The organism is Faecalibacterium sp. I4-1-79 (assembly GCF_023347235.1).
GTDB lineage: Bacteria > Bacillota > Clostridia > Oscillospirales > Ruminococcaceae > Faecalibacterium > Faecalibacterium tardum.
Genome location: NZ_CP094467.1, coordinates 1,055,393 through 1,081,672, shown reverse-complemented (window position 1 = coordinate 1,081,672; position 26,280 = coordinate 1,055,393). Strand labels below are relative to the sequence as shown.

General features: G+C 50.2%; 31 protein-coding genes. 4 read left to right on the top strand and 27 right to left on the bottom strand.

The features are described from left to right. Positions 1 to 17 precede the first annotated feature (17 nt). A complete protein-coding gene (locus tag MTP36_RS05425; protein WP_249253998.1) occupies positions 18 to 2,072 on the bottom strand; it encodes a TIM-barrel domain-containing protein in 2,055 nt (684 codons plus the stop codon). 143 nt (positions 2,073 to 2,215) lie between these two features. Next, on the bottom strand, positions 2,216 to 5,428 hold the full coding sequence (locus tag MTP36_RS05420; protein ID WP_249253996.1) for a hybrid sensor histidine kinase/response regulator: 3,213 nt from the start codon (positions 5,426 to 5,428) through the stop codon (positions 2,216 to 2,218). 276 nt (positions 5,429 to 5,704) lie between these two features. Here MTP36_RS05420 and MTP36_RS05415 point away from each other — a divergent pair, with 276 nt between their 5' ends. Beyond that, positions 5,705 to 5,845 (top strand): hypothetical protein, encoded by a 141-nt coding sequence (locus MTP36_RS05415; RefSeq protein WP_249253995.1) that lies wholly within the window; start codon positions 5,705 to 5,707, stop codon positions 5,843 to 5,845. Positions 5,846 to 6,069: 224 nt separating this feature from the next. After that, positions 6,070 to 6,474, top strand: coding sequence for a YbaN family protein (locus tag MTP36_RS05410; RefSeq protein WP_249253993.1), 405 nt, complete (start codon positions 6,070 to 6,072; stop codon positions 6,472 to 6,474). Positions 6,475 to 6,674: 200 nt separating this feature from the next. On the opposite strand, the gene MTP36_RS05405 is transcribed toward MTP36_RS05410, so the two are convergent. Continuing rightward, positions 6,675 to 7,199, bottom strand: coding sequence for a flavodoxin family protein (locus MTP36_RS05405; RefSeq protein ID WP_055176454.1), 525 nt, complete (start codon positions 7,197 to 7,199; stop codon positions 6,675 to 6,677). Positions 7,200 to 7,326: 127 nt separating this feature from the next. On the opposite strand from MTP36_RS05405, the gene MTP36_RS05400 reads away from it, so the two are divergent. Next, complete coding sequence (locus MTP36_RS05400) at positions 7,327 to 7,497, top strand: helix-turn-helix domain-containing protein (RefSeq protein ID WP_249253991.1); 171 nt, start codon at positions 7,327 to 7,329, stop codon at positions 7,495 to 7,497. 122 nt (positions 7,498 to 7,619) lie between these two features. Here the strand turns inward: MTP36_RS05400 and MTP36_RS05395 are convergent, their stop codons facing one another. The 17 genes from MTP36_RS05395 to MTP36_RS05310 all read right to left on the bottom strand — a co-directional run bounded on the left by MTP36_RS05395 (position 7,620) and on the right by MTP36_RS05310 (position 21,356). Next, positions 7,620 to 8,705, bottom strand: coding sequence for a hypothetical protein (locus MTP36_RS05395; protein WP_249253989.1), 1,086 nt, complete (start codon positions 8,703 to 8,705; stop codon positions 7,620 to 7,622). A gap of 162 nt (positions 8,706 to 8,867) precedes the next feature. Continuing rightward, on the bottom strand, positions 8,868 to 9,401 hold the full coding sequence (locus MTP36_RS05390) for an AbrB/MazE/SpoVT family DNA-binding domain-containing protein (protein ID WP_249253987.1): 534 nt from the start codon (positions 9,399 to 9,401) through the stop codon (positions 8,868 to 8,870). 177 nt (positions 9,402 to 9,578) lie between these two features. Beyond that, positions 9,579 to 9,815 carry a hypothetical protein gene (locus tag MTP36_RS05385; RefSeq protein WP_249253985.1) on the bottom strand — a complete coding sequence of 79 codons (237 nt, stop codon included), beginning with the start codon at positions 9,813 to 9,815 and terminating at the stop codon, positions 9,579 to 9,581. Positions 9,816 to 9,875: 60 nt separating this feature from the next. Further along, positions 9,876 to 10,208, bottom strand: a complete 333-nt coding sequence (locus MTP36_RS05380; RefSeq protein WP_112091640.1) for a type II toxin-antitoxin system PemK/MazF family toxin — start codon at positions 10,206 to 10,208, stop codon at positions 9,876 to 9,878. 137 nt (positions 10,209 to 10,345) lie between these two features. Then, complete coding sequence (locus MTP36_RS05375; protein WP_249253984.1) at positions 10,346 to 11,086, bottom strand: DUF6551 family protein; 741 nt, start codon at positions 11,084 to 11,086, stop codon at positions 10,346 to 10,348. 660 nt (positions 11,087 to 11,746) lie between these two features. Beyond that, on the bottom strand, positions 11,747 to 11,908 hold the full coding sequence (locus MTP36_RS05370) for a hypothetical protein (RefSeq protein WP_249253982.1): 162 nt from the start codon (positions 11,906 to 11,908) through the stop codon (positions 11,747 to 11,749). An 11-nt stretch (positions 11,909 to 11,919) separates the two neighbouring features. Further along, a complete protein-coding gene (locus tag MTP36_RS05365; protein ID WP_055185777.1) occupies positions 11,920 to 12,375 on the bottom strand; it encodes a (deoxy)nucleoside triphosphate pyrophosphohydrolase in 456 nt (151 codons plus the stop codon). A gap of 21 nt (positions 12,376 to 12,396) precedes the next feature. Next, positions 12,397 to 13,590: a Fic family protein gene (locus MTP36_RS05360; RefSeq protein ID WP_249253981.1), complete on the bottom strand. Its 1,194-nt coding sequence runs from the start codon at positions 13,588 to 13,590 to the stop codon at positions 12,397 to 12,399. Between the two features lie 138 nt (positions 13,591 to 13,728). Next, complete coding sequence (locus MTP36_RS05355) at positions 13,729 to 14,241, bottom strand: NAD(+) diphosphatase (protein WP_249253979.1); 513 nt, start codon at positions 14,239 to 14,241, stop codon at positions 13,729 to 13,731. Positions 14,242 to 14,243: 2 nt separating this feature from the next. Continuing rightward, a complete protein-coding gene (locus MTP36_RS05350) occupies positions 14,244 to 14,735 on the bottom strand; it encodes an HD domain-containing protein (RefSeq protein ID WP_005922554.1) in 492 nt (163 codons plus the stop codon). A gap of 53 nt (positions 14,736 to 14,788) precedes the next feature. Beyond that, positions 14,789 to 15,049 carry a hypothetical protein gene (locus tag MTP36_RS05345; RefSeq protein WP_249253977.1) on the bottom strand — a complete coding sequence of 87 codons (261 nt, stop codon included), beginning with the start codon at positions 15,047 to 15,049 and terminating at the stop codon, positions 14,789 to 14,791. Between the two features lie 157 nt (positions 15,050 to 15,206). After that, complete coding sequence (locus tag MTP36_RS05340) at positions 15,207 to 15,608, bottom strand: adenine deaminase C-terminal domain-containing protein (protein ID WP_343251943.1); 402 nt, start codon at positions 15,606 to 15,608, stop codon at positions 15,207 to 15,209. 143 nt (positions 15,609 to 15,751) lie between these two features. Then, complete coding sequence (locus MTP36_RS05335) at positions 15,752 to 16,216, bottom strand: Hsp20/alpha crystallin family protein (protein ID WP_249253975.1); 465 nt, start codon at positions 16,214 to 16,216, stop codon at positions 15,752 to 15,754. A 237-nt stretch (positions 16,217 to 16,453) separates the two neighbouring features. Then, a complete protein-coding gene (locus MTP36_RS05330) occupies positions 16,454 to 17,449 on the bottom strand; it encodes a PLP-dependent cysteine synthase family protein (protein ID WP_249253973.1) in 996 nt (331 codons plus the stop codon). Between the two features lie 24 nt (positions 17,450 to 17,473). Then, positions 17,474 to 17,983, bottom strand: a complete 510-nt coding sequence (locus MTP36_RS05325) for a carboxymuconolactone decarboxylase family protein (protein ID WP_097778866.1) — start codon at positions 17,981 to 17,983, stop codon at positions 17,474 to 17,476. A 373-nt stretch (positions 17,984 to 18,356) separates the two neighbouring features. Continuing rightward, on the bottom strand, positions 18,357 to 19,181 hold the full coding sequence (locus MTP36_RS05320; RefSeq protein ID WP_097785016.1) for a purine-nucleoside phosphorylase: 825 nt from the start codon (positions 19,179 to 19,181) through the stop codon (positions 18,357 to 18,359). Positions 19,182 to 19,556: 375 nt separating this feature from the next. Continuing rightward, on the bottom strand, positions 19,557 to 21,356 hold the full coding sequence (locus tag MTP36_RS05310) for a DUF262 domain-containing protein (RefSeq protein ID WP_249253971.1): 1,800 nt from the start codon (positions 21,354 to 21,356) through the stop codon (positions 19,557 to 19,559). Between the two features lie 162 nt (positions 21,357 to 21,518). Here MTP36_RS05310 and MTP36_RS05305 point away from each other — a divergent pair, with 162 nt between their 5' ends. After that, on the top strand, positions 21,519 to 22,400 hold the full coding sequence (locus MTP36_RS05305) for a DUF5131 family protein (RefSeq protein ID WP_442900257.1): 882 nt from the start codon (positions 21,519 to 21,521) through the stop codon (positions 22,398 to 22,400). 15 nt (positions 22,401 to 22,415) lie between these two features. Here the strand turns inward: MTP36_RS05305 and MTP36_RS05300 are convergent, their stop codons facing one another. The 7 genes from MTP36_RS05300 to sfsA form a co-directional block, all read right to left on the bottom strand. Then, positions 22,416 to 22,868, bottom strand: a complete 453-nt coding sequence (locus MTP36_RS05300) for an aminoacyl-tRNA hydrolase (RefSeq protein WP_249253969.1) — start codon at positions 22,866 to 22,868, stop codon at positions 22,416 to 22,418. 12 nt (positions 22,869 to 22,880) lie between these two features. Beyond that, positions 22,881 to 23,468 (bottom strand): pentapeptide repeat-containing protein, encoded by a 588-nt coding sequence (locus MTP36_RS05295; protein WP_249253967.1) that lies wholly within the window; start codon positions 23,466 to 23,468, stop codon positions 22,881 to 22,883. Beyond that, positions 23,465 to 24,007, bottom strand: coding sequence for an HAD family hydrolase (locus MTP36_RS05290; RefSeq protein WP_249253965.1), 543 nt, complete (start codon positions 24,005 to 24,007; stop codon positions 23,465 to 23,467). Before MTP36_RS05290 ends, MTP36_RS05295 begins: the two co-directional genes overlap by 4 nt. Next, complete coding sequence (locus MTP36_RS05285; protein WP_249253963.1) at positions 23,992 to 24,453, bottom strand: DUF523 domain-containing protein; 462 nt, start codon at positions 24,451 to 24,453, stop codon at positions 23,992 to 23,994. The genes MTP36_RS05290 and MTP36_RS05285 overlap by 16 nt, the downstream gene beginning before the upstream one ends. Before the next feature lie 85 nt (positions 24,454 to 24,538). Beyond that, positions 24,539 to 24,838 carry a helix-turn-helix domain-containing protein gene (locus tag MTP36_RS05280; RefSeq protein ID WP_005932405.1) on the bottom strand — a complete coding sequence of 100 codons (300 nt, stop codon included), beginning with the start codon at positions 24,836 to 24,838 and terminating at the stop codon, positions 24,539 to 24,541. 287 nt (positions 24,839 to 25,125) lie between these two features. Then, the gene (locus MTP36_RS05275) at positions 25,126 to 25,503 is read right to left on the bottom strand and encodes a desulfoferrodoxin family protein (RefSeq protein ID WP_055185761.1); all 378 of its coding nucleotides are present in this window, start codon (positions 25,501 to 25,503) and stop codon (positions 25,126 to 25,128) included. Positions 25,504 to 25,613: 110 nt separating this feature from the next. Further along, a complete protein-coding gene (sfsA, locus tag MTP36_RS05270; protein WP_249253961.1) occupies positions 25,614 to 26,279 on the bottom strand; it encodes a DNA/RNA nuclease SfsA in 666 nt (221 codons plus the stop codon). Position 26,280 lies beyond the last annotated feature (1 nt).

The window sequence follows — 26,280 nt, the reverse complement described above, 5'->3', positions numbered from 1 at the left end:
TGCGTAATGACTGACGATTATCCTTCTACTTTGACCGTAGCACGATCGCACTTTGCGTTTCCATCCGCATCCAGCGTGATGTGCACAAAATGTTCCGGCTTATCATAATCCTTTGTCTCGCCGTCATCGGTATAGTATTCATAGGATGCACCATCGGGAGCATAGGCAAGCAGGCGCAGATCTGCAAAGTCCACATCGGCAACGCTCTGGATCTTTTTGCCGTCCTTGGCAAGGGGCAGAAGGTGTCCCTTGCGCAAAAAGAACACCACTTCATCCAGCTCCACCGGAATGTAATGATGGCCTGCAGGCAGCACGCTGGTTTCGATGCGGTTGCTTTCACTGTACTTTACCCGCACCTGCAGCATCTCCTCCGGCAGATAAACATACCGGCCTCGGGCATTTTGCTCGTATACCGGGGCGATCAACAGGCTTTCACCGATCATCACCTCATCCTCCACCCGGCGGGCAAAGTCGTCCTCCGGGAAGGCGAACGCCAACGGCATACAATACATGCCGTCGTGCAGGGCAGCTTTCATGTACTCGCTGTAAATGTAGGGCAGCAGCAGGTAGCGCAGTTGTAAAATACCAGCAAAGGCGGCCTTGTTCTTAAAGCGGTAGGGTTCCTGCCGGCGGGTGCCGTTGGCAGAGTGGTTCCGCAGCAGCGGAGAGAAGATGCCCAAGCCGTACCAGCGCAGCACCAGATCCTCTGTGGTATTGCTGCCAAAGCCGCCAATGTCGGGGCCTTCGTACAGGAAGCCGCACATATTCAGGGAGGGCATCATGTGCAGCGCAAGCAGAATGTGGCTCCACCAAGAATGGTTGTCGCCGGTCCAGATGCCGCCATACCGGTGCATCCCGATGCAGGCAGAACGGGAGTACATCAAAATGCGCTTGTCCGGCTTCAGCCGCTCAAAAGCCTCGCCTGCCGCACGGGTCATGTTATAACCAAAAAGATTATGTACCTTGTCGTGCCGCATACGCCCCTGTTTGGTGTTGTGGTAGAACAGCTTATAATCGTCTTCGTTGTTGGAAAGCTCTCTCACCATGCCGGTAAAGGCAAAAAAGCTGGAAATATCCAGGCTCTGCTTGCTGTATTCCTCAATTTTGGCAAAGGTCTTTTTCAGCCTTTCCTCGGAGTAAAAGATCGCAGGCTCGTTCATATCATTCCAGAAGCCCTCGATTCCCTGATCCAGCAGAACTTTATATTGACTGCCAAACCAAGCACGGGCTTCCGGGTTGAGCATATCGGGGAAGTGTACCAGCCCCGGCCACACACCGGCTACAAAGGGGGTGCCATCCTGATTCGTACAGAAATAGCCTTTTTTCACGCCCTCCTCGTACACATCATATCCCTCTTCGACCTTGACTCCTGCATCGATGATGGGGACAAGACGGATGCCCTGCGCTTTCATCTCGGCGGCAAAGTCTGCAAAATGCGGGAAACGCTGCGCATCCACCGTAAAGTCCTTGTAACGCTCCATGTAATCAATATCCAGAACCACAGCGTCCAGCGGCATATTATTGGCACGGTAATTTGCCACCACCTCGCGGACCTCGTCCTCGTTCATGTAGCTCCAGCGGCTCTGGGCGTTGCCAAAAGCCCATTTGGGCGGAATATAACTGCGCCCCACCAACTGGCGGAACTGGTGCACAATATCGGTCAGGCTCTCGCCCTCAATGATGTAGAAATCGTAATTTTCCTCGGTCACCGTGATGCGTAAGGTATCCGGGTCGGTGTAGCCGCAGTCAAAGGTGACCTTGCCCGGGTAGTCGATAAAAAAGCCAAATGTATTCTTGCCGGACACGATCATAAAATTATAAGCACCGTACAGCGAGGATTTGCCCTCGGTATGGTTGCTGTCATCGGAGCATTTGCTTTCGTACACCCACCCGCGCTTGTTGATACCACGGACGTTTTCGCCAAGACCATACAGAACATCCTGCGGCTCCATGGCATAGGAGAAACCATCCGGCTCCTTGGTCAGATAGGGTATCGTTTCCATCATGGGCAAAAAAGAACCCACTACACTTTCGGTATCAAACGGTTGACCGTATTGCTTTTTGTAGATCATAGCAAAACACCTCTCCTTTGTTTTTTGAATCGTCACAGTGTAAAACGTACCAACGTATTTTTGATGAACAATTAAAAAACTCTGACATTGGCTGGAGCAATTGGGGCTTCAGCCTTATCACGCGCCTTACTGCAATACACAGATCACAGCCACTGTTTCAGCACATCATTCAGCTTATTCAAATCAAGCGGTTTGGCGATATGCTCGTTCATGCCGGTGTTCTTTGCCAGCTGTACGTCCTCGGCAAAGGCATTTGCCGTCATGGCAATGATGGGCACTTTGCCCCGGCTGCCGGTAAGCGCACGGATCGCAGCGGTGGCTTCGTAACCATTCATGATGGGCATCTGGATGTCCATAAAAATGAGATCGTACCACTTTTCTGGTGCTTCCATCACCTTTTCGACTGCAATTTTTCCGTTTTCGGCAATGTCAATGGTCACGCCCGTCATGCCTATGATCTCGGTTGCGATCTCACGGTTCAGCTCGTTATCTTCCACAAGAAGAATCCGCTTACCCGCATAGTTTTCCTTCGCAAAGTCTTCCAGATAGTTCCGGGCGTTTTTCTCCTTCTTCCCGGATGTAAACTGCCGCAGAGTTGCCGTCAGACGGGAGCGGAACAGCGGTTTTGCCATAAACGCATTCACGCCCACTGCTCTGGCTTCTTCTTCGATCTCGCTGAAATCAAAGGAAGTCAGGATGATGATCGTGACGTCCTCCCCGACGCATTCCCGAATCCTTCTGGCCGTTGCGATGCCGTCCATTGCCGGCATTTTCCAGTCCAGGATCACCGCAAAATAGTCGCGGCCGGTCTTGTGCCGCGCCGCGCAACGTTCCACGGCTTCCTTGCCGGTCAGAACCCATTCGCCCGCTATGCCGATCTCCTGAAGGGTTGCAACGGTGCTTTCGCAGCAGGTCTTGTCATCGTCCACGACCAGTACCGGCAGATCGAGCAGTTCTTTTTCCTGTTCCTTCTCGTTCTCCTGAAGCTTCAGATAGACCGTGACCGTGATCTTCGTTCCCTTGTTGGGAGCGCTTTCGACCTGAATGTCACCATTCATCAGGTTAACGATGTTTCTTGCAATGGCCATGCCAAGACCGGTGCCCTGCACCTTGGTCGTCCGGTGGTCGTCTGCCCGGCTGAACGGCTCGAACATGATCTTCTGGAATTCCGGCGTCATACCGATGCCGTTGTCCTCGATGGAAAACTCGTAGCAGCCAAGCTCCGAGAAGCCGTTCGGTTTTTCCTTGATCGTAAGGGTGATGTTTCCTCCATCCGGGGTGTACTTGACGGCGTTGCTCATCAGGTTCACAAAGATCTGCTGGATGCGCAGGCTGTCGCCGCAGACAGCTTCGTGCTCAATGTGCTCAATATGGACTTCGAGCTGATGGTGGTGCTCGTCGATTGCCGGTTTTGTGAGGGTGAGCAGGTTATCGACCAGCTCCGGCAGGCTGAAATCCTCCTCGGCAAGGCTCATTCGCCCGCTCTCGATTCTGGCCATATCCAGCACTTCATTGATCAGTCCCAACAGATGACGGCTCGACTTTGTGATCTTGCCAAGGCACTCGACCACCCTGTCCTGACTCTCGATATTCGCACCCGCAATGGCGGTCAAGCCAACGATTGCATTCATCGGTGTACGGATATCATGGGACATATTGGAGAGGAATTCCGTCTTGGCGCGGCTTGCGTTTTCCGCCGCCCGGTACGCATCCTTCAGTGCCTTATGGGATTCAATCTCGGCCTTTTTCTCCTGTGACACATCCATAGATGCCAACAGTGCTTTGACCAGCTTTGTGCCATCCCACTCCAGCGGAATGAAGGAAGCGATCTTATAGGTGTTCTCATCTATGGAGCAGTATTCAAATTTGTAGATGTCGTTCTCATCCTGCAAATTCTTGCGGATATTTTCCGGTGAAATCAAAGCAGCCAATGCGTCCAGCGGTTCCAGTGTCTTATACTTTGCAACCACCTGCTCCACAAAATCATGGTAGGTTCCCGTCGGCGCGTATATCATTTCACCTTGCAGATTATAGAACCGATACCGGTCATTCTCCAGATCGCAGACGACAAAGCGGTCCAGCAGATGCACCATACTCTTGATCAAAAGATCCATCGATGCGTTATCTGAGGCCATCTGCATCCGCCGTGCCGTCTCTGCTTTGGACTCTGTGATGTCCCGCAGAAAAATCATCGCATATTCGGAATCTTCGATCTCGCCGCGCATGACCACGTTGCTGACCCATCGTTCCTCTCCATTCAGAACGATGCGGCACTCCTGACGCAGCTCCGTCTCAAGCCCCTTTAATTTTTCCGTGATGTAGGCGCGATTATAGAAATTCGTTACAGACTTTTTGTCCTCTTCCACCACATAGTTATCCACAAGGAATCTGACCAATCCATCCCATGTGTGGTTCTGCTCAAAGGCCGTCATCAAAGAAGGCTCCACTTTGAAAGTATCAAAGGTATTCTTTTCCAGATTTACATAGTATTCACAGAGGTTTGCGCTGGTAAATGCACGGTGAAATGCCGCTGCCCGCTGCGCCTGCATCCGGCTTCTTTTTTCCGCGTCAATGTTGCTGATGATTCCGGCAATTCGATTGGCCGAGCCATCCAGACGGCGTATCACCTCCGCCGATGCCCGGAACCAGTGGTATTGGCCATCCTGCATTTTCAGTCGGTACTCAACATTATATTTTGTAGTATTGGTTTTGTCCGCAATCGTTTCCAAAAGCAGCTGCATTACCCGGTCATAGTCCTCCGGGTGCAGGAGATTCGACCATGAATCCAGTTTGTTCGGAAAATCCAGAATGTCATGATATCCAAGGATCTGCCGGAACGCATGGCTCCAGTTTACATGAACGATCTCACCGTTTTCATTACACTCAAAATACCATAGTGCAGAATGGATGGATTCATTGACCAGCGCAAGGTTCTCATACGCCCAGTTCATCTGTACTGACATGATCCAGATCGGTGTTCCATCCGTATCGACTGCATCTTTTTTGTAGAGACGCACATAGACGGGAGAGCCATCTGCCGTGAGGATCCGGCCTTCCCCTTCGCCCTGAATCTGACGAAAGCGCGCATTGTCGAGGAATGCGGCATCTCTCTTATAGAAAAGATTCTTCAGCGAACCCTTTGTCTGCTCCATCAGGGATGCATAGCTGTGGTTCAGATTATGCAGCAACAGATTACTGACCGACAGGATCGACAATTCGGCATCATAGTACCCGGTAATGGTTCCGACACCGCCATTATGATAGAGCGTCTCCTGCATGGCCTGAAATGCATTTTTTCCCAGCCTTACCGTATCGGAAGTGTAGATTTCATCTGTAAGTCTTCTATCGAATTTCATTTTCATCCTCGTAGGGTTTTGATTCCGCTGTTTCCTTCCATTCCAGCGCTTCCGTTGTATCTCACAAGGCACACTGCAATATTTTATATTATACCTCCCCCCACACTGTCATTTCAAGTCCTGCCAGACGTTGGCTGTGTAAAAAAGAGAGGCCAATCTGCGTGAAAATTTACGCAAGTTGATTCCTGTACTTTTCCACGATCCGGCTATCCGTATAGACAGCCGCCCTGCGATGCGGTATACTCGAACCAGATCAACATTTTCAGGAGGAAAATCATGGTGGGAGAAAACAACAAGGTGATCATTGTTACCGGAGGAAGCTCCGTTGCTGCCGTAGCGCACATTCCGTTCCAGACCTTCTACTCTGCAAGCAAAGCCGCCGTTTCTTCTTACTCTTACGCTCTGGCAACAGTATAAATTCCTGAGCCTGCTGCAGCACGCGGAAAGATCGTGGGGAAAATATACGGGTAACAGGTGCATTGCTCCGCAAAATGTATCTTGACAAAGTTTCCGGAATATCGTATTATCTCTCCAGAAAAGTCGCCAATGGGCGGCTTTTCACAAAGCAAGGAGTTAGTTGCAGCTAACATTCTAAATAATTTCTGCCTTGCAGCAGCACCAAAAATCAACAGGAGAAGATGATGAAAAGACTATTAAAAGCATTTTGGATCGTACTGGGCTTTCTTTGCATGGTTCTGGGCACTGTGGGGATCGTGCTTCCCATTCTGCCCACGGTCCCCTTCTACATGGCTACCCTGCTCTGCTTTGCAAAAAGCTCCCAAAAACTGCACGCTTGGTTCGTAGGTACGAACTTATACAAAAAGCATCTGGACAGCTTTGTTCAGAAAAAAGCCATGACAGCCGGAACAAAATGCAAAATCATCGCAATGGTCACCGTTGTTATGGCAATCGGCTTTCTTTGCATGAAAAATGCCCCCATCGGCAGGGTCTGCATTGCAGTGGTGTGGGTTGGTCATTTGCTGTACTTCGCCCTGCGGGTCAAGACCATAAAGCCCGCAGAGCAGGAACCGGAGAACGCCGAGTAAATCAGGCTTTGCAAAAACGAAAAAATCCGCCGAGGGTGCCTTTCCAAAAAAGGAAAGCTCCTCGGCGGTATTCGTTTATCGTGTCCGGGTTTTCTCGGTGGTGTTCTTTTCCTTTGCAAAAAAGCGGACAACTGTTTTGGGTTGTCCGCAGAAGGATGTATTGTTTTCGTCACTCGGTAAACGGGAATTTGGTGTGTGCTTTATAAATTTTTCCCGATCCACTCAAGTTCGTTCATGGAATCCTTATTTTTTTCAAGTTCATCTCTGGCTGTTGCGTAATATGATTTTTTGAAAAGCATATCCCATGAAAGATATTTTGCCATACAGTCAAACTGCTTATCAATCAGCTCATACTGGATACTGCCTACGGGAGAACCACCTACAACAATTGTGCCAACTTTTTTGTTTTTTAACTGCAATCCACGGCAGTAGCACTTATCAATGATAAGTTTCAATTGTGCTGACATTCCCCACCAATAAACTGGTGTAGCAAAAAGAATCATATCTGCGGCAGCAATTTTATCAATTGTAGAATTTGTATCATCCTTATCGACGCATCCCTTAGAGCATTGACAGACACCACATCCCTTGCATGGTGCAATGTTGAGTTTGTCGGGTTCAATGATTTCAATTTTATTCTTTTCTGACGCTCCTTTTATAAATGCATTGATTGCTGCCAGCGTATTTCCTTTTCTGGCACTTCCATTAATGATTACAATTTTCATGCGTGTATCCTCCAACTTTCGATTGTTCCCCCTCAGTATACCACGCTTTTTCCCTGCGGAAAAGATACCGCGCACAAAAGGCTTCTCCGGCAACTATCCGCGCCCCGGCTCATACAATCTAACAACTATGTACCGGGAGGCAAAGGGATGGAACCGTCAGCAGCTTGCCGACCATGCGAAGGTCAGCCGGACAAGCATCCGCTGCTGGGAAAGCGGACAAAAGACCATCAGTCAGAAGTGCTTTTGCCATCTGGTGGAAAACCTTGGTTCCGATTTTCCATCTATGCTTCGCATGTGAGGTATGGTAATTTTTCTCCGGTCAAACGAAAAAGCTCGTCTGCAAGCCACGATATGTGGCAGCGCAGACGGGCTTTCGTTATGGAATCATTCTGTTTCAATTATTCTGATATTCGCTCTGACTTACATGGCGTTCCGTAAAACACGCAGTCGTTCTTCAAACGTTGCTTTCCATGCCAGATGCTCGGAGAATACGGTGTGCTCCACCTGACGGACTTGGTTCAGTCCGATGTTCCGCACCGCTTCCACTGCAGCATCTTTTTGGCTCAGATGGCGTTTTCCCACGGTCAGACAGTTTGCGCCTTCTGGCGTGTCGTACTGCTGAAACGCCCGGTTGAAGTCCATCAGGTCATGCAGACGGATGGGCTGATTGGTTTCGTTGTCTACCAGCAGACCCCAATTTTCCCAATGACGGTCGGTATTGCCCACCAGATAATCCAGAATGTTCATCATATAGTAGCTGGGAGCATCCAACTCTAAGATCTTATCCAGCGTGTTCCAATCATGGTTCGTGCAGTAGACGTCATAGGCTGCATAGGTCACAAGACTGTATCGCTGAGATGTCATGATTTTGCTGATAGAAACCGGCTCATTTTCAAACATCCCCTGCTCATACAGTACCTGATGGCAGTCAAAGCACCGGCAAATTTTGCTTGCCAGCACTTCACGTTCCACCGCTTCCCTGCCACCATCCTTGTAAAGATAGAAGCCATCCTCTTTTCGCACCCACGCCTTGGGGTACAAGCCGCCCGTAGACAGGTCATTTGCCAGAAGATGGGCGTTTGTCACCGTCATTTGGTGCCCCCGCAGCGCAATATCCACAAGCGCATTGCTTAAGGAGTGTGCAAAAAGGTTGATATCCTCGAATCGAATCTTCTCGTTTTCTTCTTTCACCCAGAACACATCCAGCAAAGACAGACAGTGGTAGGATAATGCAATCTGTGCTCGTTCCCTGTCCGTAACACTCTGAGATGCACCGATACTGTTCAGGATTTCCTTGGCGTAGGTGCGATCCAACGTCAACATCCGGGAGGCGCACCAATAGTAAAAGTTCGTTACATTATTGATGCGCTCGTCAAAATCATCCGATTCCACCAGAACCAGATCATAGGGCATGAAATCCTCGAGGCAGATCTTGCATTCCCCTGTCGTGCTGAGTTGTGCCACACAGCTTTCCCGGTGCATGATCTCGTAAAACATGATTTTCATCCCTCCCTGCGTTCTGTGTCTTGCTCTGTATTTATATTACCTTCTTTTTTCACGGGACGCAAGAGCTTTTACTTTTCAAAAAGCTTTTTCTGCTGCCCCATCAGGACGGTTTCGATACGCTCTTTCAGCAAAAAGCGAAACTGTTTTGGGTAATATGCAGCGTCAAATAATTTCCAGCCATTTGTGATCCTCCGCCATTCTTCCCTGCGTCTTTTCAACAAGCAGAACCGGGTCATATTCCGGAACGCCAACAGCATCCAGATAGTAATCCAAGCCCTTTCGTGTTTTCGGAATGCATCGGTCTGCCAGAAAGGCCAGGAAGTCTTCCCATGAGGGCGTTTCGTTCACACCAAACGCAGTATCCAGTATTTCGTCAACTTTGTTTTCGATGCAGATCTGCTCCGCTGTAAGATCTGCCAAAATCACGGTACACAACGTATCTCCGTCATAATATCGATATTCTTTCAGCTGATGTCCTTTCTGTTCTGCATTTCTGCGGAACAGTTCCGAGTCTGTTGATGCAAGCGGTCGGACGGTGATTTTTTCACCGTCAAAAGAAAGTTCTACCCGGTTATCTTTCTGGATTCCCATCGCACGAAGCCACACTGCCGGGAGATTGACCGAATACTTTTCTGCATTCTTTCCTGCTGTTCCCCCTGCTTTTCTTCTCATAATTTTCACGCTGCGACGATTCATGCACTTCACCTTCCCTTGCAAAAAGAATACCATATTGGCCGCCAACAATCAATGATTTTATTTTGTCAACAAAATTCCAAAAACTTATGTAGCACAAAAAGCCCCACGCTCAACACTGCCTCTGAATCTGACCGTCTCTGGTCAGATTCAGAGGCAGTGTTGAGCGTGGGGCTTTGTTTATCGGCTCGGCTGCCAGCCGGGCTTTTGGTGTTCCTTGGGTTTGTAAGTTCCTTTGGTAGTATCGATCACCGCCTGCAGCAATTCGAGCTTCTGCCATGTGGGGCAGTTCAGACGGTCGATTTTTTCGATCACATAGTTGGCGTGGGCGGTTGCGACCCGTTTTCCGAGTTCGTCCAATCCCTCTTTCGTTTTGGGGTAATGTACCACCACTTCAATGGGGGCACTCTTTCGCATGGCTCACTCACCTCCGATTACATCGCTATCACCTCATTTTTACGGGTTACTGGTTGTCCGCTATTCGCTGCGGTTTCCGCTCAGAACGTTCAGAGCCAGACTGACCAGCAAAGCCATATCAATGCGGAGCATTTCAGCCTTGCTGGCATAGCCCATAAAGCGTTCGATGCGGGATTTATCGATCGTGAAGATCTGCTCCAGAAGAATCATGGACGGTTCTTCAAAGGCCGGGTTGGAATCCACCAGCACATGGGTGGGCTGGTTTTTCTTCTTTTCCGTCCGGGTGGTAACAGTTGCAACGATCAATGTAGGCGAATGACGGTTTCCAATGTTGTTCTGCAGAACTACCACAGGGCGTTTCCCGCCCTGTTCCGAGCCGATATGCGGCTCCATGTCTGCATAGTAGATGTCCCCCCCTGAGATATCTCCAATTGTTCGGTAACATAAAAATCAACCTCCTTTTTATGTAAGAAACAGCCGCCGCAGACGGATACCACGACGGCTGTTGTTCAGGAGGTAAAACGAAACTGTCAGTTTTTCAGCGGCAGACTCATCTCACGGCTGGCACCGTTATAGATGCGGAGAATCTGCCGCATGTGGCGGTTTGCAGAACTGCCGGTGTCTTTCTGAGCCAGCTGCGTGATGGTTTTCGGATGTGTCCTTGCCAGCTGCTGCACCAGGCGCTCCCGGCTGTACTCGCCCTCGTATACGGAGATGAAGCGGGCCACACCACGGATTACACCGGCAAGGTAGGAATCCACATTGCCCTTCCACGCCTCGTTGATGATGTGAAGCATCTCGACGTAGCGCTCACAGCCATACTGCTTGTACAGCTCGTATGCCGTTTCGATGCAGTAGATTTTCCAGGGTGCCCGGATGCCGTCATAGGCAAATTCCACACCGGCATTCGACGTGATCCCCACAAAGTAAAGTGCATCCGGGTTTTCGGCCACCAGATTTGCACGAAGGCGTTCGCCCGCCGTCAGGCAGGTAGCATTGCCCGTCTGAATCGCAAACAGCGTTGCTTCGTCTTCTTTGGTAAGGCCGTAGAAGACTTTGCAGCGAATCGTCACATCCTTGCCACCGTTGCAGGTTCGACGGGCTTCCACCGTGTTCTGTCCATCAAAAATATAGCCATTCCATGTGATGATGGGATTCAGAAGACGACCCTCGGCAATGATGTTCTGCTCAAGCTGCTGTTCTTCCTCAAACTGCAGCGGCGGAATTTTGTTTTGGAACTCCGGGTCAATTTTAAGCTGGCTCAGTTTCACGTCGGTTCTCCTTTCCGGTCATTTTCGATTTACGGACAATGGGCTGAACGTAGTAGTCAAACCCATATCGTGTCTGGCAATACGTGCAGACATCCTTGACGAGCTGCCTGGGGTCGGCTCTGCGGAGACGGACGCCCTTTGCGTCCAAAAATGCCCCTCGGCAGACGGCGCACAAAGTTGTCAGGGTGGATTCATCCACCTTTTTTGTGGTCTTACGGTTCATTTGCGTACTCCTTTTCGCTGATATATAAAAACGCCGTCCGTGGTTACCCTCGAACGGCGTTTGGAAAAGGTTTTGTATGGTTTCTCTTAATTTGCCCCCGGCACCCCTGAGAAATGGAAACATTCAGGCGTTGGATTTGCACCACTCCATTGGCCTCTCGGCCACCCCGTCTTCTTTATGACCGGGCCGCGAATTACGGAAGTATCATTATCTGGAAGTACCTGAAGCTGCATATTCAATTTTCAAGGTCCGCCCGGCTGCGGCTCCCGCTCCCTTTCGGAGCTGGGCCGCTGCCGTGACAATAGTGTATCGTACTTTCGAGCAAAAGTTTATGGACTCGTAGTCCAAGTCACCCACCCTCTTAGTCCATATATTGTATATAACAGTCCCAAAAAGCAAAAAAATCCCGCCTGAAAAGCAAAACCTTCGCTTTGCCCTCAGACGGGATGTCTTTCGACACGACTGTTAGCTAAATCAACCAATAAAGGCCTCCGAATCTCTTTCTTATTAGGAAAAGATTCGGAGGCCTCTGTTTTAGATTTTTTCGGAATAGCGGCTTTCACCAGCAGCATCATAGGACGGCGCAGTTCATCCTTCATGCCGTAAACACTCAGCATCTCTGCAGAGGTTCTTTGTCATATTCGCTGGTATGGAGTGGTTTCACTGGCTGCATTGAGCTTCTGATAACATCCAAAATGGTCTGATCCGCCGGGAGCCACGGAACGGAATCAAACTCCTCCTTCGTCAGCCACCGCGCAGCTTCCGCTTCTTTCAGCACAAGCTCGCCGGAAACCACTTCACACCAGAAGCAGTCCATGGAAAGATGAAACGTCGGATAATCGTACTCGAGTGTACCAATTAAATCCCCCACAGCAATTTCCGTGTCCAGTTCTTCTTCGATTTCCCGCTTCAGAGCCTGCTGCGGGGTTTCGCCCGGCTCGATTTTGCCGCCCGGAAACTCCCACTGGCCTTTGTAGTCGCCATAACCACGGGCAGTGGCGTAGATTTTGCGTTTTGCCTGCATGGAGTCGCAGATCACAGCGGCCACAACACGAATCGTTTTCATAACGTTCTCCTTTTGGATTCATTATAATGGCCGACCGTCAGAAGTCCCACCGACATGATAGAACACCCTGTTTCCTGCTTTTCTTGCAGTAAGCAGCCCCATCTCATGGAATTTCATCACAAACGTCCGAATGGTTGCATACGCAGCGTTTCGGAAATCCTTTTCCAGCTGCTTTGTGGTAAACTCCTCTGCACCATAAGCAGACAGAACATACTCCCAGAGCAGCCGTTCTTTTTCTGTGATTTTTCCTTCCGCAAGAGCAGTTTGATATACCTCAAGATCAGTTTTCGGCGGGACTGCATCCACCTGCAGGCGGTTATAGACCTCATTGCAGAAGTAGAACAGAAAGGGAGTCACATCCGTATAGCCGGAAATCAGAGCATTTCTCTCCACGCGTTTGTAGGCTTTGTAATATGCGTCCTTGTTTTCAGCGATGTATCGGGAAAACGGCGTGAATAGTGCCGCAGGATAGCCCTGCTGAACAAGATACCAGAGGTGGAATAGCCGTGCAGTGCGTCCATTCCCGTCAAAATAGGGGTGGTAGTACGCAAAGGCAAAGTGCAGAATGGCAGCCTTATGCAGCTCATTGATGCCGTCATTGGCATTCGCAAAATCGACAAGACATTTCATGGCACCGGGAAGCCGCTCTGCCGGAAGTCCCGGTCTGGGTTCTTCACCGCCCACAATAAAAACCTCGCCATGCCGATAAAAGTGGTTTGGCAGTAATCGATCTTCATCCGGGAGATAATCCCCTGTGCTGATCTGATACAGGTGATGCAGATTCTCCTCGGTGATCGTATTCTGACGATTCGCGATAAACTCCAGTCCGCGCTTCATACCATAGATGCGAGCTTCTTGTTCATCACGAGGGGCATAACCATCGAGGATATAACGGATACTGCTGCGGGTCGAGCGGATACTTTCAATTTGAAAAGTAGCATAAATTTCCTCGGTCATCGCCGACAAACCGAAGTTTTGTCCACTGACAGGGACAGAGAGCAACTGCTTCATACCATTTGTTGAAATTTGCGCGAGGTTCGGCAGGTAAAACAGCTTATTTCCAGAAAAATCAGTCAACGGCAGAGGCTGCGCAAAGTTTTGCCGCAGCAATTCGGCAAATTCTTTGACACTGACAGTCGAGTACTTGTATTCCATCCGATTGAGTTCAAACAAATGCTTATCTGAAAGCATTTTGGCAAACTGTGCCCCATCCATTCTGTCCACCTCGCAGTTGATACTTATTAATACTATATAGTATCAATATATCGATTCTTTATAAAAAGGTCAACCGAAACAGGCCGAACCAACTTTTTTCCATACTTTCCGTCAAAATTCCCGTGGTACAGCCACGAATCACATCTCCATCGGCTTATTCCCCACTTCGTCCAGATACGCATTCAAAAATTCCGCTGCAAGGCTGTTGGGACGGATGTTTTCTCTGGCTTCCTGCGGGGTGAACCACTTGCAGCGGTCCACTTCGTGGTTGATATGCAGCGCCTTTGCGGTTCTGACGAAAGCCGTAAAGTTGCACATCAGCGTGTTAGACGGCTCAAAAAACTTGGTACGGTTGAACCGGAGGTGCTTTACTTCCAACCCGGTTTCTTCCCGGACTTCCCGCACCACAGCGTGTTCTTCTGCCTCACCGCGGTTCACATACCCGGCCACCAGAATATAAGAGGGCTTGCCGTACTGCTGGATGAGCAGAATTTTCCCGGTTTCCTCATCCACAACAATCATGCTGACTGCCACATTGTACATCGGGAACCGGTATTGCTGGCATTTCGGGCAATAAGGCACAATGCCCTCTTCTTCCAGTTCTTTTTCAATCAATGCCGTACCGCATTCAAAGCAATGCTTCTGAATCATTTTTACACTCCAAACACTGTTTTCGTCAGCCGGATACCTGCTGCCGTCTTCATCGTATGTTCCATAAAGGTTCGGATTGCCTGCTGGTCGTACCCGCTTTCGGACGCATTGACGATATAATCTGCCTCAATCAGAATCTGATAGTCAATGCCGTCGATCTGCGCCGGACTATGGTGGTGCCCTACCAGATAGGCCACCCGGTCGATCTGTTCTGCTGTCATGCCAGTATCCGCCAAGAACTCCCGCACCAGCGGGGCACCCTCCTGCTCCTGATATTTACCATTGGTGTTGCCGTACTTTTTGCGACAGAGCGGGCAGGCGATATCGTGGGTGATGGCCGCCACCTCCAGAATAAACTGCGTGTCTGCGTCCAGCCCCTCCAGCTCACCAATGGTTTTGGCATAGGTCCACACGCAGCTCAGGTGCGTGATGTCATGGATATTCCCTTCGGAAAAGGCGATCATCTTTTCCATGATCTGTGCAATGGTCATCATTTGTTTTCACTCCCGTTTTTAATACTTAAATGTTCACCTTGATAAACGCGAACTTATTCTTCAAATTTTTTATGACACTTTGGACATTCTTTAGGGATCGGCCTATAACCAACAAGCGAGCAACCGCAATAAGGACATTTCATCATGGTGAGATGATATACAATACCACCAACAACAACCATTGCACCGATTAGCAGGCATAGGTTTACTCTGTACTCCTTTGCCGTCATTGCTCCTATTACTGCGAGCAATATTCCTATCATCAAAATGATCCAAGAAATGGCAGCCCGCTTTTGTGGGCTATTGTTTTTCATATAATCACACCCCCTCTACAAATTCCAATTTATCAAATAAGAATTTCCGTCAATTTTTCTCTTGATGCGGCTCGTTTCTAAGAGTAGAAACGAACTGTTCTGTTGCCGGAGACGGACCATTCGGGTCGGTCTCCGGCAGTATTTTTGTTATCGCCTATTAAAAAACAGCCGGAACGACTTTCTGCTGCGCTACATCGATGATGCCGTATGTATTCAGTCTGAGTTTTGGAATAACCGGAAGGCTGACGAAGGCGAGGGTCATAAAGATGCCGATATCTTCCGCTACACCATGTGCCTTGAGGGCATCGTTCAGCGCCTGCATTTTCGCCGCAACACTCTCTGCGCTTTCGGTGCTCATCAATCCGGCCACCGGAAGCGCAAGTTCTGCCACGACCTGTCCATCTGCCACAAACGCAAGTCCGCCTTTGTTTTTCCGCACAGTGTTGCCGGCCAGCATCATATCGGTATCGTTGTCCCCTGCCACAATCAGGTTATGGGAATCATGTGCGATGCTCGATGCAACGGCTCCGCATTTCAGGCTGAAGTTCGATTTTCTCACCTGTGGATTGGTTCTGCCATTATTCTACCACGCCTTGCCGCTGCGGAAAAGATGTCGGGAAACAAAAATGGCCCCGGAGGGCTTGTTACAGCTCTCCGGGGCCACCTTATGTGCGTTGTGCCTTGGCGCACACGACCGGCGTTTTACTCGATCTCGATCAGGTTCGGGTTCTCAGGCAAAGCCTTCGTCTGCTGAGGAGCAGGCAGCTCGATGTGCAGGATGCCATCCTCGAACTTTGCGTGGATGTCTTCCTTCTTCACATCGCCCACGTAGAAACTGCGCGCGCAAGTGCCGGAGAAGGATTCGCGCCGCAGATAGCGGCCCTTCTTATCCTTTTCGTCGTTGCTGTGGCTGCGCACTGCCTGAATGGTCAGGTAGCCGTCGTTCAGATCCATCTGAACGTCTTCCTTCTTGCAGCCCGGCAGATCAACCGCTACTTCGTAGCCGTTGTCCGTCTGTTTGACATCGGTCTTCATCATGTTTGCACCGCGCTTACCAAAGGTATCACGAGCCTCACGGTTCATCATACGTTCCAGTGCAGCGTCATTCCAGAACGGATCGAAGAAATCATCGAACAGGTTTTCATGGAAAACAGTCGGCATAAGCATAAATCATTCCTCCAATCCCGGCGTTCGGGTCGGGGCAAAAAATCTGAAGCGTCCATTCAGAAGGGCTTTCCGGGGAGCCTCGCTGCTCTCCTTTTGCCCTTCCTCCTGAGCACGCCACTGTTATAGCACCGTTCATTAGCAGTGTCAATAGAAGAGTGCTAAAATTCATGAAAGAATAATACTTTTATAAAATCCTATGCAATCTTTTCAAAATTCAGTCGCATCATCGTGTTTTTATCATTTCTGCCGGTACATCGGCGTAGACAGATATTTCATGCCGTTGTCCGGGACGATGACCACGATGTTCTTTCCCTGATTCTCCGGTCTGCGGCCCACCTGCACCGCTGCGTGCAAAGCCGCTGCTGCCGATGTGCCAAGAAACAGTCCTTCCGCCCGCAGCACCTCATGGGCCGTTTCGTAGGCTTCCTCGGTGCGGACATTGATGCACGCATCGCTCCAGTCTGGCCGCAGATAGTCGGAAAGTGCGCTTTCCGGCACATCATACGCCGGCAAAACGCCATCTATGATCTGCGCATCCGGGTGCTCCGGGGTCAGGCGGGAGTCCGGATGGGGCTGCACCAGAACCACTTGCAGATTCGGGTTGCGGCTGCGCAGATAACTTGCTGTGCCAAAACCCGTGCCGCCGGTGCCCGCCATGCAGACCAGAATATCCACATGGCCTTCTGTATCCTGCCAGATCTCCGGCCCAGTGGTGCGGTAATGCGCCTCGGGGTTCGCCGGGTTTGCCGCCTGATTGTTAAAGTAAGCTCCGGTGCGGCGGCAGTAGGCTGCGATCTCATCCAGCGTCGCCTCCCGCTCTGGCTCCTGCCAGGGGTGGGTGCGCTTCGTCTCCGGACGCTCCCCGGTGGCATCTTTGTAATCCAGAAGCCGTGCCCCGTAGGCCAGCAGCATCAGCCGCCGCTCCAGCGAGGCACCCCGCTCCAGAAAAATATCCAGTTTGTACCCACGCTCTGCTGCAAACGCGGCCAGACCGATGCCGGTGTTGCCGCTGGTCTGCTCCACTATGGTACCGCCGGGTTTCAGCAGTCCGGCTTCTTCCGCAGCATTGAGCATGGAAAGCGCAGCCCGGTCTTTCACACTGCCGGTTGGGTTGAAGAACTCCAGCTTTGCCAGCAGGTGCGCCCCGCACTGCTGCTGCCGCTCAAAGCGGTCCAGCTCCATCAGCGGGGTGCGCCCCACCAGTTCCTCGATGGAATGCACCAGTCCTGCCATTGCTCTTCCCTCCCGATCTTCGGCTCAAACCAGCTTGTCCGGCGTCACATCCAGAATGTCGTTAAAGTAGTTGTTGGCGATCATCATCACGCCCATCGCCGTGATGACCACGATCTCTTCCTCCGTAAAGTTTGCCTTCAGCTTTGCAAACAGCTCTTCCGGCACATGCTTGGGGTCCTCTGCAATGGCCTGACCGTATTCGATCAGGATCTCCTCTTTGGGAGTGAATGCAAAATTCTCAAAGTCGATGCCGTTTTTCTTGAGCAGATTCTGGAAGTAAATGCTGCACACAAGGCAGCCGTTTTTCTGGGAAATAGCATATTCGTAAAAATCGGCTGCACGCTTGCCGATGAGCCGCTGCAGTTCATCATCCAGCGCATAAGAACCGGCCTCCACAGCATTGAATGCCGCTGCATTGTGGAGCAATGTGCGCTTTTCTGCGGTCAGAGCGTGGCCGTCCGCCAGATGGTCTGCAATGATTTTCTGGATCGCTTCCGGTGCAGTTTCCGGGTTGATTTCGCTGATTCTGGGCATAACAAAACCCTTCCTTTCACTTTTTTGTTCGACGAATTGCCTGTATCATATACCCATTTACATACCATGTCAATAGGTATATTGCTTTTCGCAGCAATTTTTCAGCAAAAAGTGATCAGAAGGGTTGTTTTCTGCACGCCTGTTTCATATTTTCGACTGCTCATCCAGCACCCAAGGCCAGCACTGCATTGCGGACGCACTCCGGGCAGGGGCACAGCACCGTATCGGCCTTGATGCCCTTCAGGTCTTTGCAGATGGTCGCACCGCGTTTTTCCTTGACTGCCTGTACCAGCTACGGAGCGTTCCTCTGCCGTCCGCAGCGATGCCCGGAAATTTTGATCGATGGCTTTCAATCATTCACGGTATATCTTTTTTACTCCATTCTCTGAATCACCGCACCCAGCCATCGGCACAGGGTATCGCCTGCCTGATTTGCGATCTCCAGCACGCGGGCGTGGCTATGCTTGACCGTCTGGATGCCGGTGGCCATGTTAGTGATGCAGCTGACGGCCAGTACCTTCATGCCCATGTAGTTGCATACCATGGTTTCCGGCACGGTGCTCATGCCCACGGCATCGGCTCCCATCCCCGCAAAGGCGCGAATTTCAGCCGCCGTTTCATAGCAAGGGCCCATAAAGCCCATGTAAACGCCCTCCTTGTAGGCAATGCCCAGTTCATCGGCGGTCTGCTTGGCAAGGTTCCGCAGTTCCAGGCTGTAAGGTTCGGTCATGTCCGGGAAGCGGGGGCCGAAGCGCTCATCGTTGGGGCCAATGAGGGGGTTCGTGCCCATCATGTTGATGAAGTCGGTAATGAGCATCAGGGTGCCCGGCGCAAACTCCCGGTTGATGCCGCCGCAGGCGTTGGTCAACACCACCTTTTCCACGCCCAACAGCTTGAACACATAGAACGGGTAGCAGACTTCCTTCATGGAGTAGCCCTCATAGAAGTGGAAGCGGCCTTCCATGGCGTAGACTTCCGTGTCCCCCAGCTTGCCAGCCAACAATGCGCCTTTGTGTCCTGCCACCGTGGATACCGGGAAGTTGGGGATATCCTTGTAGGACAGTTCTTCCGTGTCCGTAAAGTCCGCGGTCAGCTTGCCAAGGCCGGAGCCCAGCACCACCGCGATCTTCGGGCGCTTTTTCGTGTGCGTCTTGATATATTCCGCACTTTCCAGTGCCTTTTCATAAAGATGTTCCATACCGTTCTCTCCTTTTCCCAAAAAATTCGATATACTCTCTGGGTTCAGTATATCGGATTTTTCAGGCCGATGCAAGACGCCCTCCATCGAGTCTTATTAAAAACCAAGGAGCAGATACTTCACATCACGAGTGTGTTGTATCTGCTCCTTGGTTCTCCGAATGTCTTATCTCTGGCCGATGTTCCACCGAAACAGCCCATATCCTTCCCAGATATCCTCCGGCAGACGTTTCAAAGTCTCGTCCCGCAGTTCCTGCGGCATCCCGTAAAAAGCTTCGGCAATGCCGCCGGTGATGCAGGCAAGGGTGTCACTGTCACCGCCCAGAGAGACCGCATTGCGAAGTGCATCCCTTTATATCAAGTTTCGCCTTTGAAATCAGAGAGAAGCATAGTATTGATGTATTTTCTCGGCCATCAGTTCCCGACGCCTTTGTAGAAAATCCTGATAGTCGCCAATCTCCATGCTTTCAAATCCGTCTGGAATACAATTCTGTTTAAGATTTTCAGCCAGCCTATCTTGTTCTATGATTCCACCATAAACAGGCTTTTTCGTATTGCATTGCCCTATCACTTCAGTCATATAGTGGGCTGGCGAACTATCTTTAATTTTAATGTTGATTTCCTGTTGAATAAAAGCATAATTCGCAATTTGATTGTATTGTGCTTGCACAATTCCATTTTTTATCAAGTAATTTTTCGGGAACAAATGGTGAATATCGCCTCTGTTTTCCAACATGGACTCAATATCAATTTCCATCGACAAAAAGCCTTTATCGTGTGCCTTGACCTGTGCCACAAGGAACATATTAAAATATGGACTGCTCGCAACCGATGTGTTCAGCCGTTGAACAAGATTTACCTTCCAGTACGCCTCAGATAATTCGCCCGACTCTGTGATATTCAGGTACTGCATCGGATCATCATAAGCAAAGAATCTCTTAATGTCGTAATCAAATGCAGACTCTGGCGAGCCAGAAGAATATCTTCCCGTCAAAATAGACAAAGCCAGCCACTTGCGTACAATCTTTTCAATTTGATTACTATCCACTTTTCGTTCACGAAGTGCAAGAAAAAGTGCATAGCCAAAGTTCAAAACATTTTGTGAACGAATCAGCGATTTTTTCACAATTCCCGCTGAGCGCACAATCATCAAATACCGTTCGTAATTTGTCTGATTCACCGCTTGCAGAACTGCCTCATGTAATTGATTGAACGACCTTTCTTCTATTTCGATCTTAAATTCACGCGTTTCAAAATCTCGACCTGAAAGCAAGCTAACCAAATCTGCTAGCTTTCCTCGCTTGAATTTATATGTAAATGCAACACGAAGAATATCCGTATAACATGTGCGATAAATCGGTGCATTCTTTGCAGCTGCCCACTTTATAGCTTCGAATTCCGGTCTCGCCGCAAATTCAGCATCATTTTTCTTGATTTCTTTCAAATCCTCCGGAGACTCCAACAAATGACAGAAGTAATCAATCGTTTTTCGGGTCACATTTCCATTATATATTTCATTCGAAGAAATCTTAGACATTGCAAAATCTGCTTGCGACAGAACCACACCCTTAGAATTGATTCGAATAAAAATTTCCGTTACACTGTCAATATCCAAATCTTCTGCCAGCGTAATAACACCAATGCTATTATTTTGTATTGCCCTCAACCGATTGATTGTGTCATTGATTTCCTGTGCTTTGTCCATAATTCCGTTTTTCTGGCAATATTCCATCACAAAAGAAAAAGAACCAAAGGACACATCCAGCACTTTTGCAATATCCGGAATCCATTTACTGCTTTTTTGGTTTGCGGAATTTGCCACTTCAAATATTTCGTCAATGGGGTTAAACGCAATACAGACCCGTTTCCATTTATAGTGGCTGTCTAAAACCTCCTGTCCCACAATTGCAGCCGCCATAGCAGTAATACGCTGTTGCCCGTCGATCAGAACTTTTTTCCCTATTGCAACTGTTCCGTCTTTCAACTTTACACTTGGATTTTGCCATACGATAATATATCCAACCGGAAAGCCCTTATAGAGCGAATCCATCAAATCACGCACTTGCGTTGCGTCCCATACAAATGGACGTTGCATTTCCGGAATCGCAATATTACCGGATTTTATATCCGCCAAAAGCACATCCACCGTATAATTGTTCACGCTATATCGTGCCATAGTCAAATTCCTTTCTGTTGTATCATCCTGGAATTCTATCTAAAGTTGTTTTCATACAAAGCGTTATTAAATTTTGTTTAATCTTATCACATCCGATGGGGCGGTGCAAGGGGTGCTCTTGTTTCCTGTCCGCGCAGCTATTATAATAGGTACAGAAAGAAGGTGAGCTTCCTGCACGACATCTGGAATCCATGGCACGGCTGCGTCAAGTGCAGCGAGGGCTGCCAGAACTGCTACATGTATTTTCTCGACCGGATGCGGGACCAGAACGGAGCCGAGATCTACAAAACGAAAAGCGGCTTTTCCTATCCGCTCCAGAAAGACCGCACCGGACACTACAAAATCCAGAGTGGTGAGCAGATCCGGGTCTGCATGACCTCGGATTTCTTCTTGGAAGAAGCCGACCCGTGGCGGGTTGAGGCGTGGGACATCATGCGCCAGCGCAGCGATGTGGTGTTTTTTCTGCTCACCAAACGGCCGCAGCGGGTACGGGAGTGCCTGCCGCCGGACTGGGGCAGCGGTTGGGACAACATCTTTTTCAACGTCACCTGTGAAAATCAGCGCCGCGCCGATGAGCGCATTCCCATTCTGTTTGACCTGCCCTTCAAGCACAAGGGCATCATGTGCGCGCCCTTCATCGGGCCAGTAAGCATCCGGCAGTACCTTACCGCCGGGCAAATCGAGCAGGTCATCTGCGGCGGCGAAAACTACGATGGTGCCCGCCCCTGCAATTTTGATTGGGTCAAATCGCTCCGGCAGGAATGTGTGGATGCCAACGTGACATTCTGCTTTATCGAGACCGGCACTGTGTTCATCAAAGACGGTAAACGCTACCACCTGCCCAGCAAGCAGCTGCAAAGCCGAATGGCCTGTAAATCCGGCATGAACTATCAGGGCAGGCCCATTCATTTTGACCTCGTGGACGACTGGGGCTACCCCATCCCGCAGGAAGATCTCTATGTGCCCCATTTCCGCGCAAACTGCGAGACCTGCGGCAGCAAGTTGATCTGCAACGGCTGCAGTGACTGTGGAAAATGCTTATAAAATAAAGGAATTCTATCAATACAAATGAAATTTATGGCTGATCTGATGTGCAATTTCATCCGGCAGCGGGCGGAAACCGATGCAGGTCAGGGTCATGCCTTCTCCGTTTTCATCAAATTCTTCCGGCTCCAGCTCGGTGTGGCAGGCATCCCGGATAAGGAAGAAGTCTTTGTTTTCCACAAGGCCCAATTCCTCGGCAATTGTCTTTGCTTTCAGCAGTTGATTTCGGTTCTTTGCCCCGCAGATAGTTTTGGTAAAAGAGCCATCGAACCATTCTTCATAGGTTGCTTTCTCCAACATGATTTCTGCCCGATAGCCGGTAATTTCTCCGTCTTTCTCGATGGGTTCCACGCCCTGGCCCATGCCGATGGGGTCGGTGAAGAATGCCAGCGAAGCGTGGCAGCACTGCGCCGCCAGCTTACCGGGAGACATCTGCAGATCTTTTCGTGCAATGATGAGTTGACGCATTTTTTCTCCTTCTTACGACAGTTTGATCTTCAAATCTGCCAGCAGATTCACCGCTTCCGGCAGGGAAAACTTTGCATCTTTCAGGCGGCTGCCCAGAATGTCCACCTTATAGCCTGTAGCATCCCGGAAATCCGCCTTGCGCAGATCACACTGGTAAAACTCCGTCTCGTGCAGCTCTGTGCCCTTGAAATTCGCCAGCTGCATCTCGCATTTGGCAAACATGGAGCCGACAATTTCGTTGCCGTCCGAAAAGTCGAAGCGGTTAAAGTTCATTTCGGTGAAGGTGTTATATTTCAGACTGCACTCTTTCAGCGTGTGGATAGGGTCCGGGAAGGCACCATTGGACATCAGTGGTGCCCACTCGATTTCCTGCAAACGGCAGTCCTCAAAATCCAGCGACTGAACCGAAGAATGGGTGCTGCGCAGACCTGTGATCTCACACCGCACGAATTTGCACTCGTTCAGCGTGGTATGATCCAGTTCGCACTTGGTAAAAGAGCAATCCGCAAATACGCAATCGGTAAAGTCGCAGTCCTCAAAAGTCTCCTCGGTGAACGACAGGTCAGCAAACCGTTCACCTTCACAATAACGCTCTGTCATAAAATTCTCCTGTCAGCGCAGTTCGCCTCTTTCCATCGTGGGACAAACCGTTCCGTGTAAGATTCTACGCCTTCGTGCAGATACACCGATACCTTTGTGATCTCCTCCGGCACCTCGGAAGGGTCATGGATGATTTGATAATTGTTCCCGATGAACTGAATACGCTTGAGCATTCCCAGACCCCGCTCCATCAGGTAGGCGGTATTCTGACCGGAGAGCATCACTTCGCCCTGCCCGTCGCTGCGGATCCACAGGTCGTTGGCGATTTCTTCGGCCAGCGCGCGCGGCATCGGATTCTTGGCAATGCACTGCTCGTCCTTATAAATCACACCGCCGTTTTCGCAGAGAAACACACAACAGTCTGCCACCGGTGCAAAAAGCTTGCGCAGGCTGGTATACTGCCGGCCGGATGCCAGGCAGAACAAAATACCGCGCCGATGCAGCTCCCGTATCTGTTCAAAGATCTCGCCTTCCAGCTCTTTCCTGCCGTATTGCAGCAGCGTACCGTCAATATCGCTGCAAATCAGTCTGATTGACATTTTCCGTCCTCATTTTTCAAGATAATTTTAGGCAATTCCCCGGCATCCAGAACACGGACACCTTCGTCCATCAGCATTTTCGCAAAAACGCCCTGTCCGGAGATTTTTGTACCGGAAAACGTTCCATCGTAAATTTCCTTCACGCCGCAGCTGGGGCTGCGGGATTGCAGGATGGCAAGCTCCACCCCATTTTCTTTTACGATGGCAAGGGCCTTGGCTGCGCCCGCTCGGAACTCCCGGTCCACATCGATGCCCTCTTTGTTCGTGACAACGCCCTGCACGATTTCCGCCGGGCACCGCGGTGTGGGCAGACCGCCCAAAACCTCCGGGCAGACCGGAACCACCTGATGTCCCCGCACAAAATCACAGACCGCCTGATTGTAATTGTTTCCGCCGCTGTATTTGCAGTTTTCGCCCAGCAGGCAGGCGCTGACCAGAATCTTCATTGTTGCGCGCTCCGTTTTTCAGATACTGAATCTTTTACCTATTCTACCACGCTTTTGGGCATTGAAAAAGAGGATTTTGCTTTTCCTATCCCCATACCGGGAGGTCCGCCGTAATCTTTTCTAATTCCTGTGCAAGAAACGTCAGTCTTTCCCTCAGATGGTTGTTATGCGGTGCATCTCCGTTCAGCAGATAGTCCGTTCTGACATTCAGGCAGGACGAAAGATCCTGCAGCAACTCAATCGAGCAGCAGCGGCTTCCCGTTTCAACTTTTGCAAGATGGTTCGCACTAACGTTCAGCATTATACTCAACTGTTCCTGTGTAATCCCCTTCTTTTTCCGCAAATCGCGGATACGTCCGCCGAATTCTTTTGCATCAAATCGCATTGTTCAATCCTTTCCTTTGCGCCGAAAACACAAACAGGCCGAGACTCCTTTTCCGAGTCCCGGCCTGTTTTCAGCTTGAAAATGCACAATGACCGCGACTCGATGGAGCTGCTCTTGTGAGCAGCTCACGGAGTATTATCAGCCTTTAATGCATTTCAGGCAATTTTCCCTCTTGCGCAACTGAAACTTGCGCCATGGCGATATTATAGCAAGTACTTTCATTACTGTAAATTCTCATCAAAAAACAGGGAGTGACATCAAATCACTCCCCGTTTGCATTGATTGTATCAGAGTTTCGTCATCCAGAGCCCATGCAGATTGCAGTATGCGTAAACGGCCACCGGCTTTTCACTTCCCAGTTCAAACACCGCGTTGGGAGCCTGCCCCGGATTCAGATAGCGGATCTGCCCGCCGTTCTCAGTCTCCACAAAAATCCACTGAATATAGTGAACATCCGCCATGGGGTGCTCCACCGCGCCCACTGTGACCGTGAGACGACTGCCGGAAAGCTCTGCCACCGGCAGATGCTTCTCGCCGCTGGCTTCCACCGTATTGGGAACCAGCTCTTTCATTTTCTCCCCGCAGCAGACCAGCGGAACGCCTGCGTTATGGATGGTAGTGACGAGGTTGCCGCAGTGATTGCAGATGTAAAACTTTGCCTTCATATCGAAATCCTCCATCGGAATGTTATCGGTGTGTTTCTTGTATCTATATGATAACATTTCCTATTTATGATTTCTGTGACTGAATCACGCAAAGCGTTTTTCTGCCGTCTTCACCCTTCCCTCTGCTCCACGATTTCCAGACTGTCCCGCCCTACATGGCAGAGCAAAAACAGCACCTGCACACCAGCGGCTTTGGCTTCGGCCAGTGCCGTACCAAACTCCGGCTGTGTGCTGACATTTGGCCGCACCTCGGTGATGCCTTCCATCTGAATCACGAAAGCCACTGCGCACCGATACCCTGCCTGCTGTGCCTGCGCCAGCTCGTGCAGGTGCTTCACGCCGCGCTCGGTAGGTGCATCCGGGAAGTAGCCGATACCGTCCACTTCCAGTGTGCAGCCCTTGACTTCCATCAGATACTTTTGCTCGCCCTTTTCCATATAAAAGTCGATGCGGGACTTCCCATAGGTGAATTCCGGCTTGATATAGTCGTAGCCCTGTTTTACAAGCCACTCCCCTACCACCTTATTGGGTGCCTGACTGTCCATGTTGACCCAACCAAGCCCCTGCTTATGTACCGCCACAAGGTCGTATTTTGTTTTGCGTTTCGGGTTATCTGACACTTCCAGCCGAACCGCCGTACCGGGCAGCAGCAGTTCCCTGCACCGCCCGGTGTTCTTGACATGAACGGTTTCCACTGCTCCATTCACTCCCACATGGGCAATAAAGCGGTTGGGACGGTCAACAAAAATGCCGTCTGCGATTTCTCTGTATTTCAAT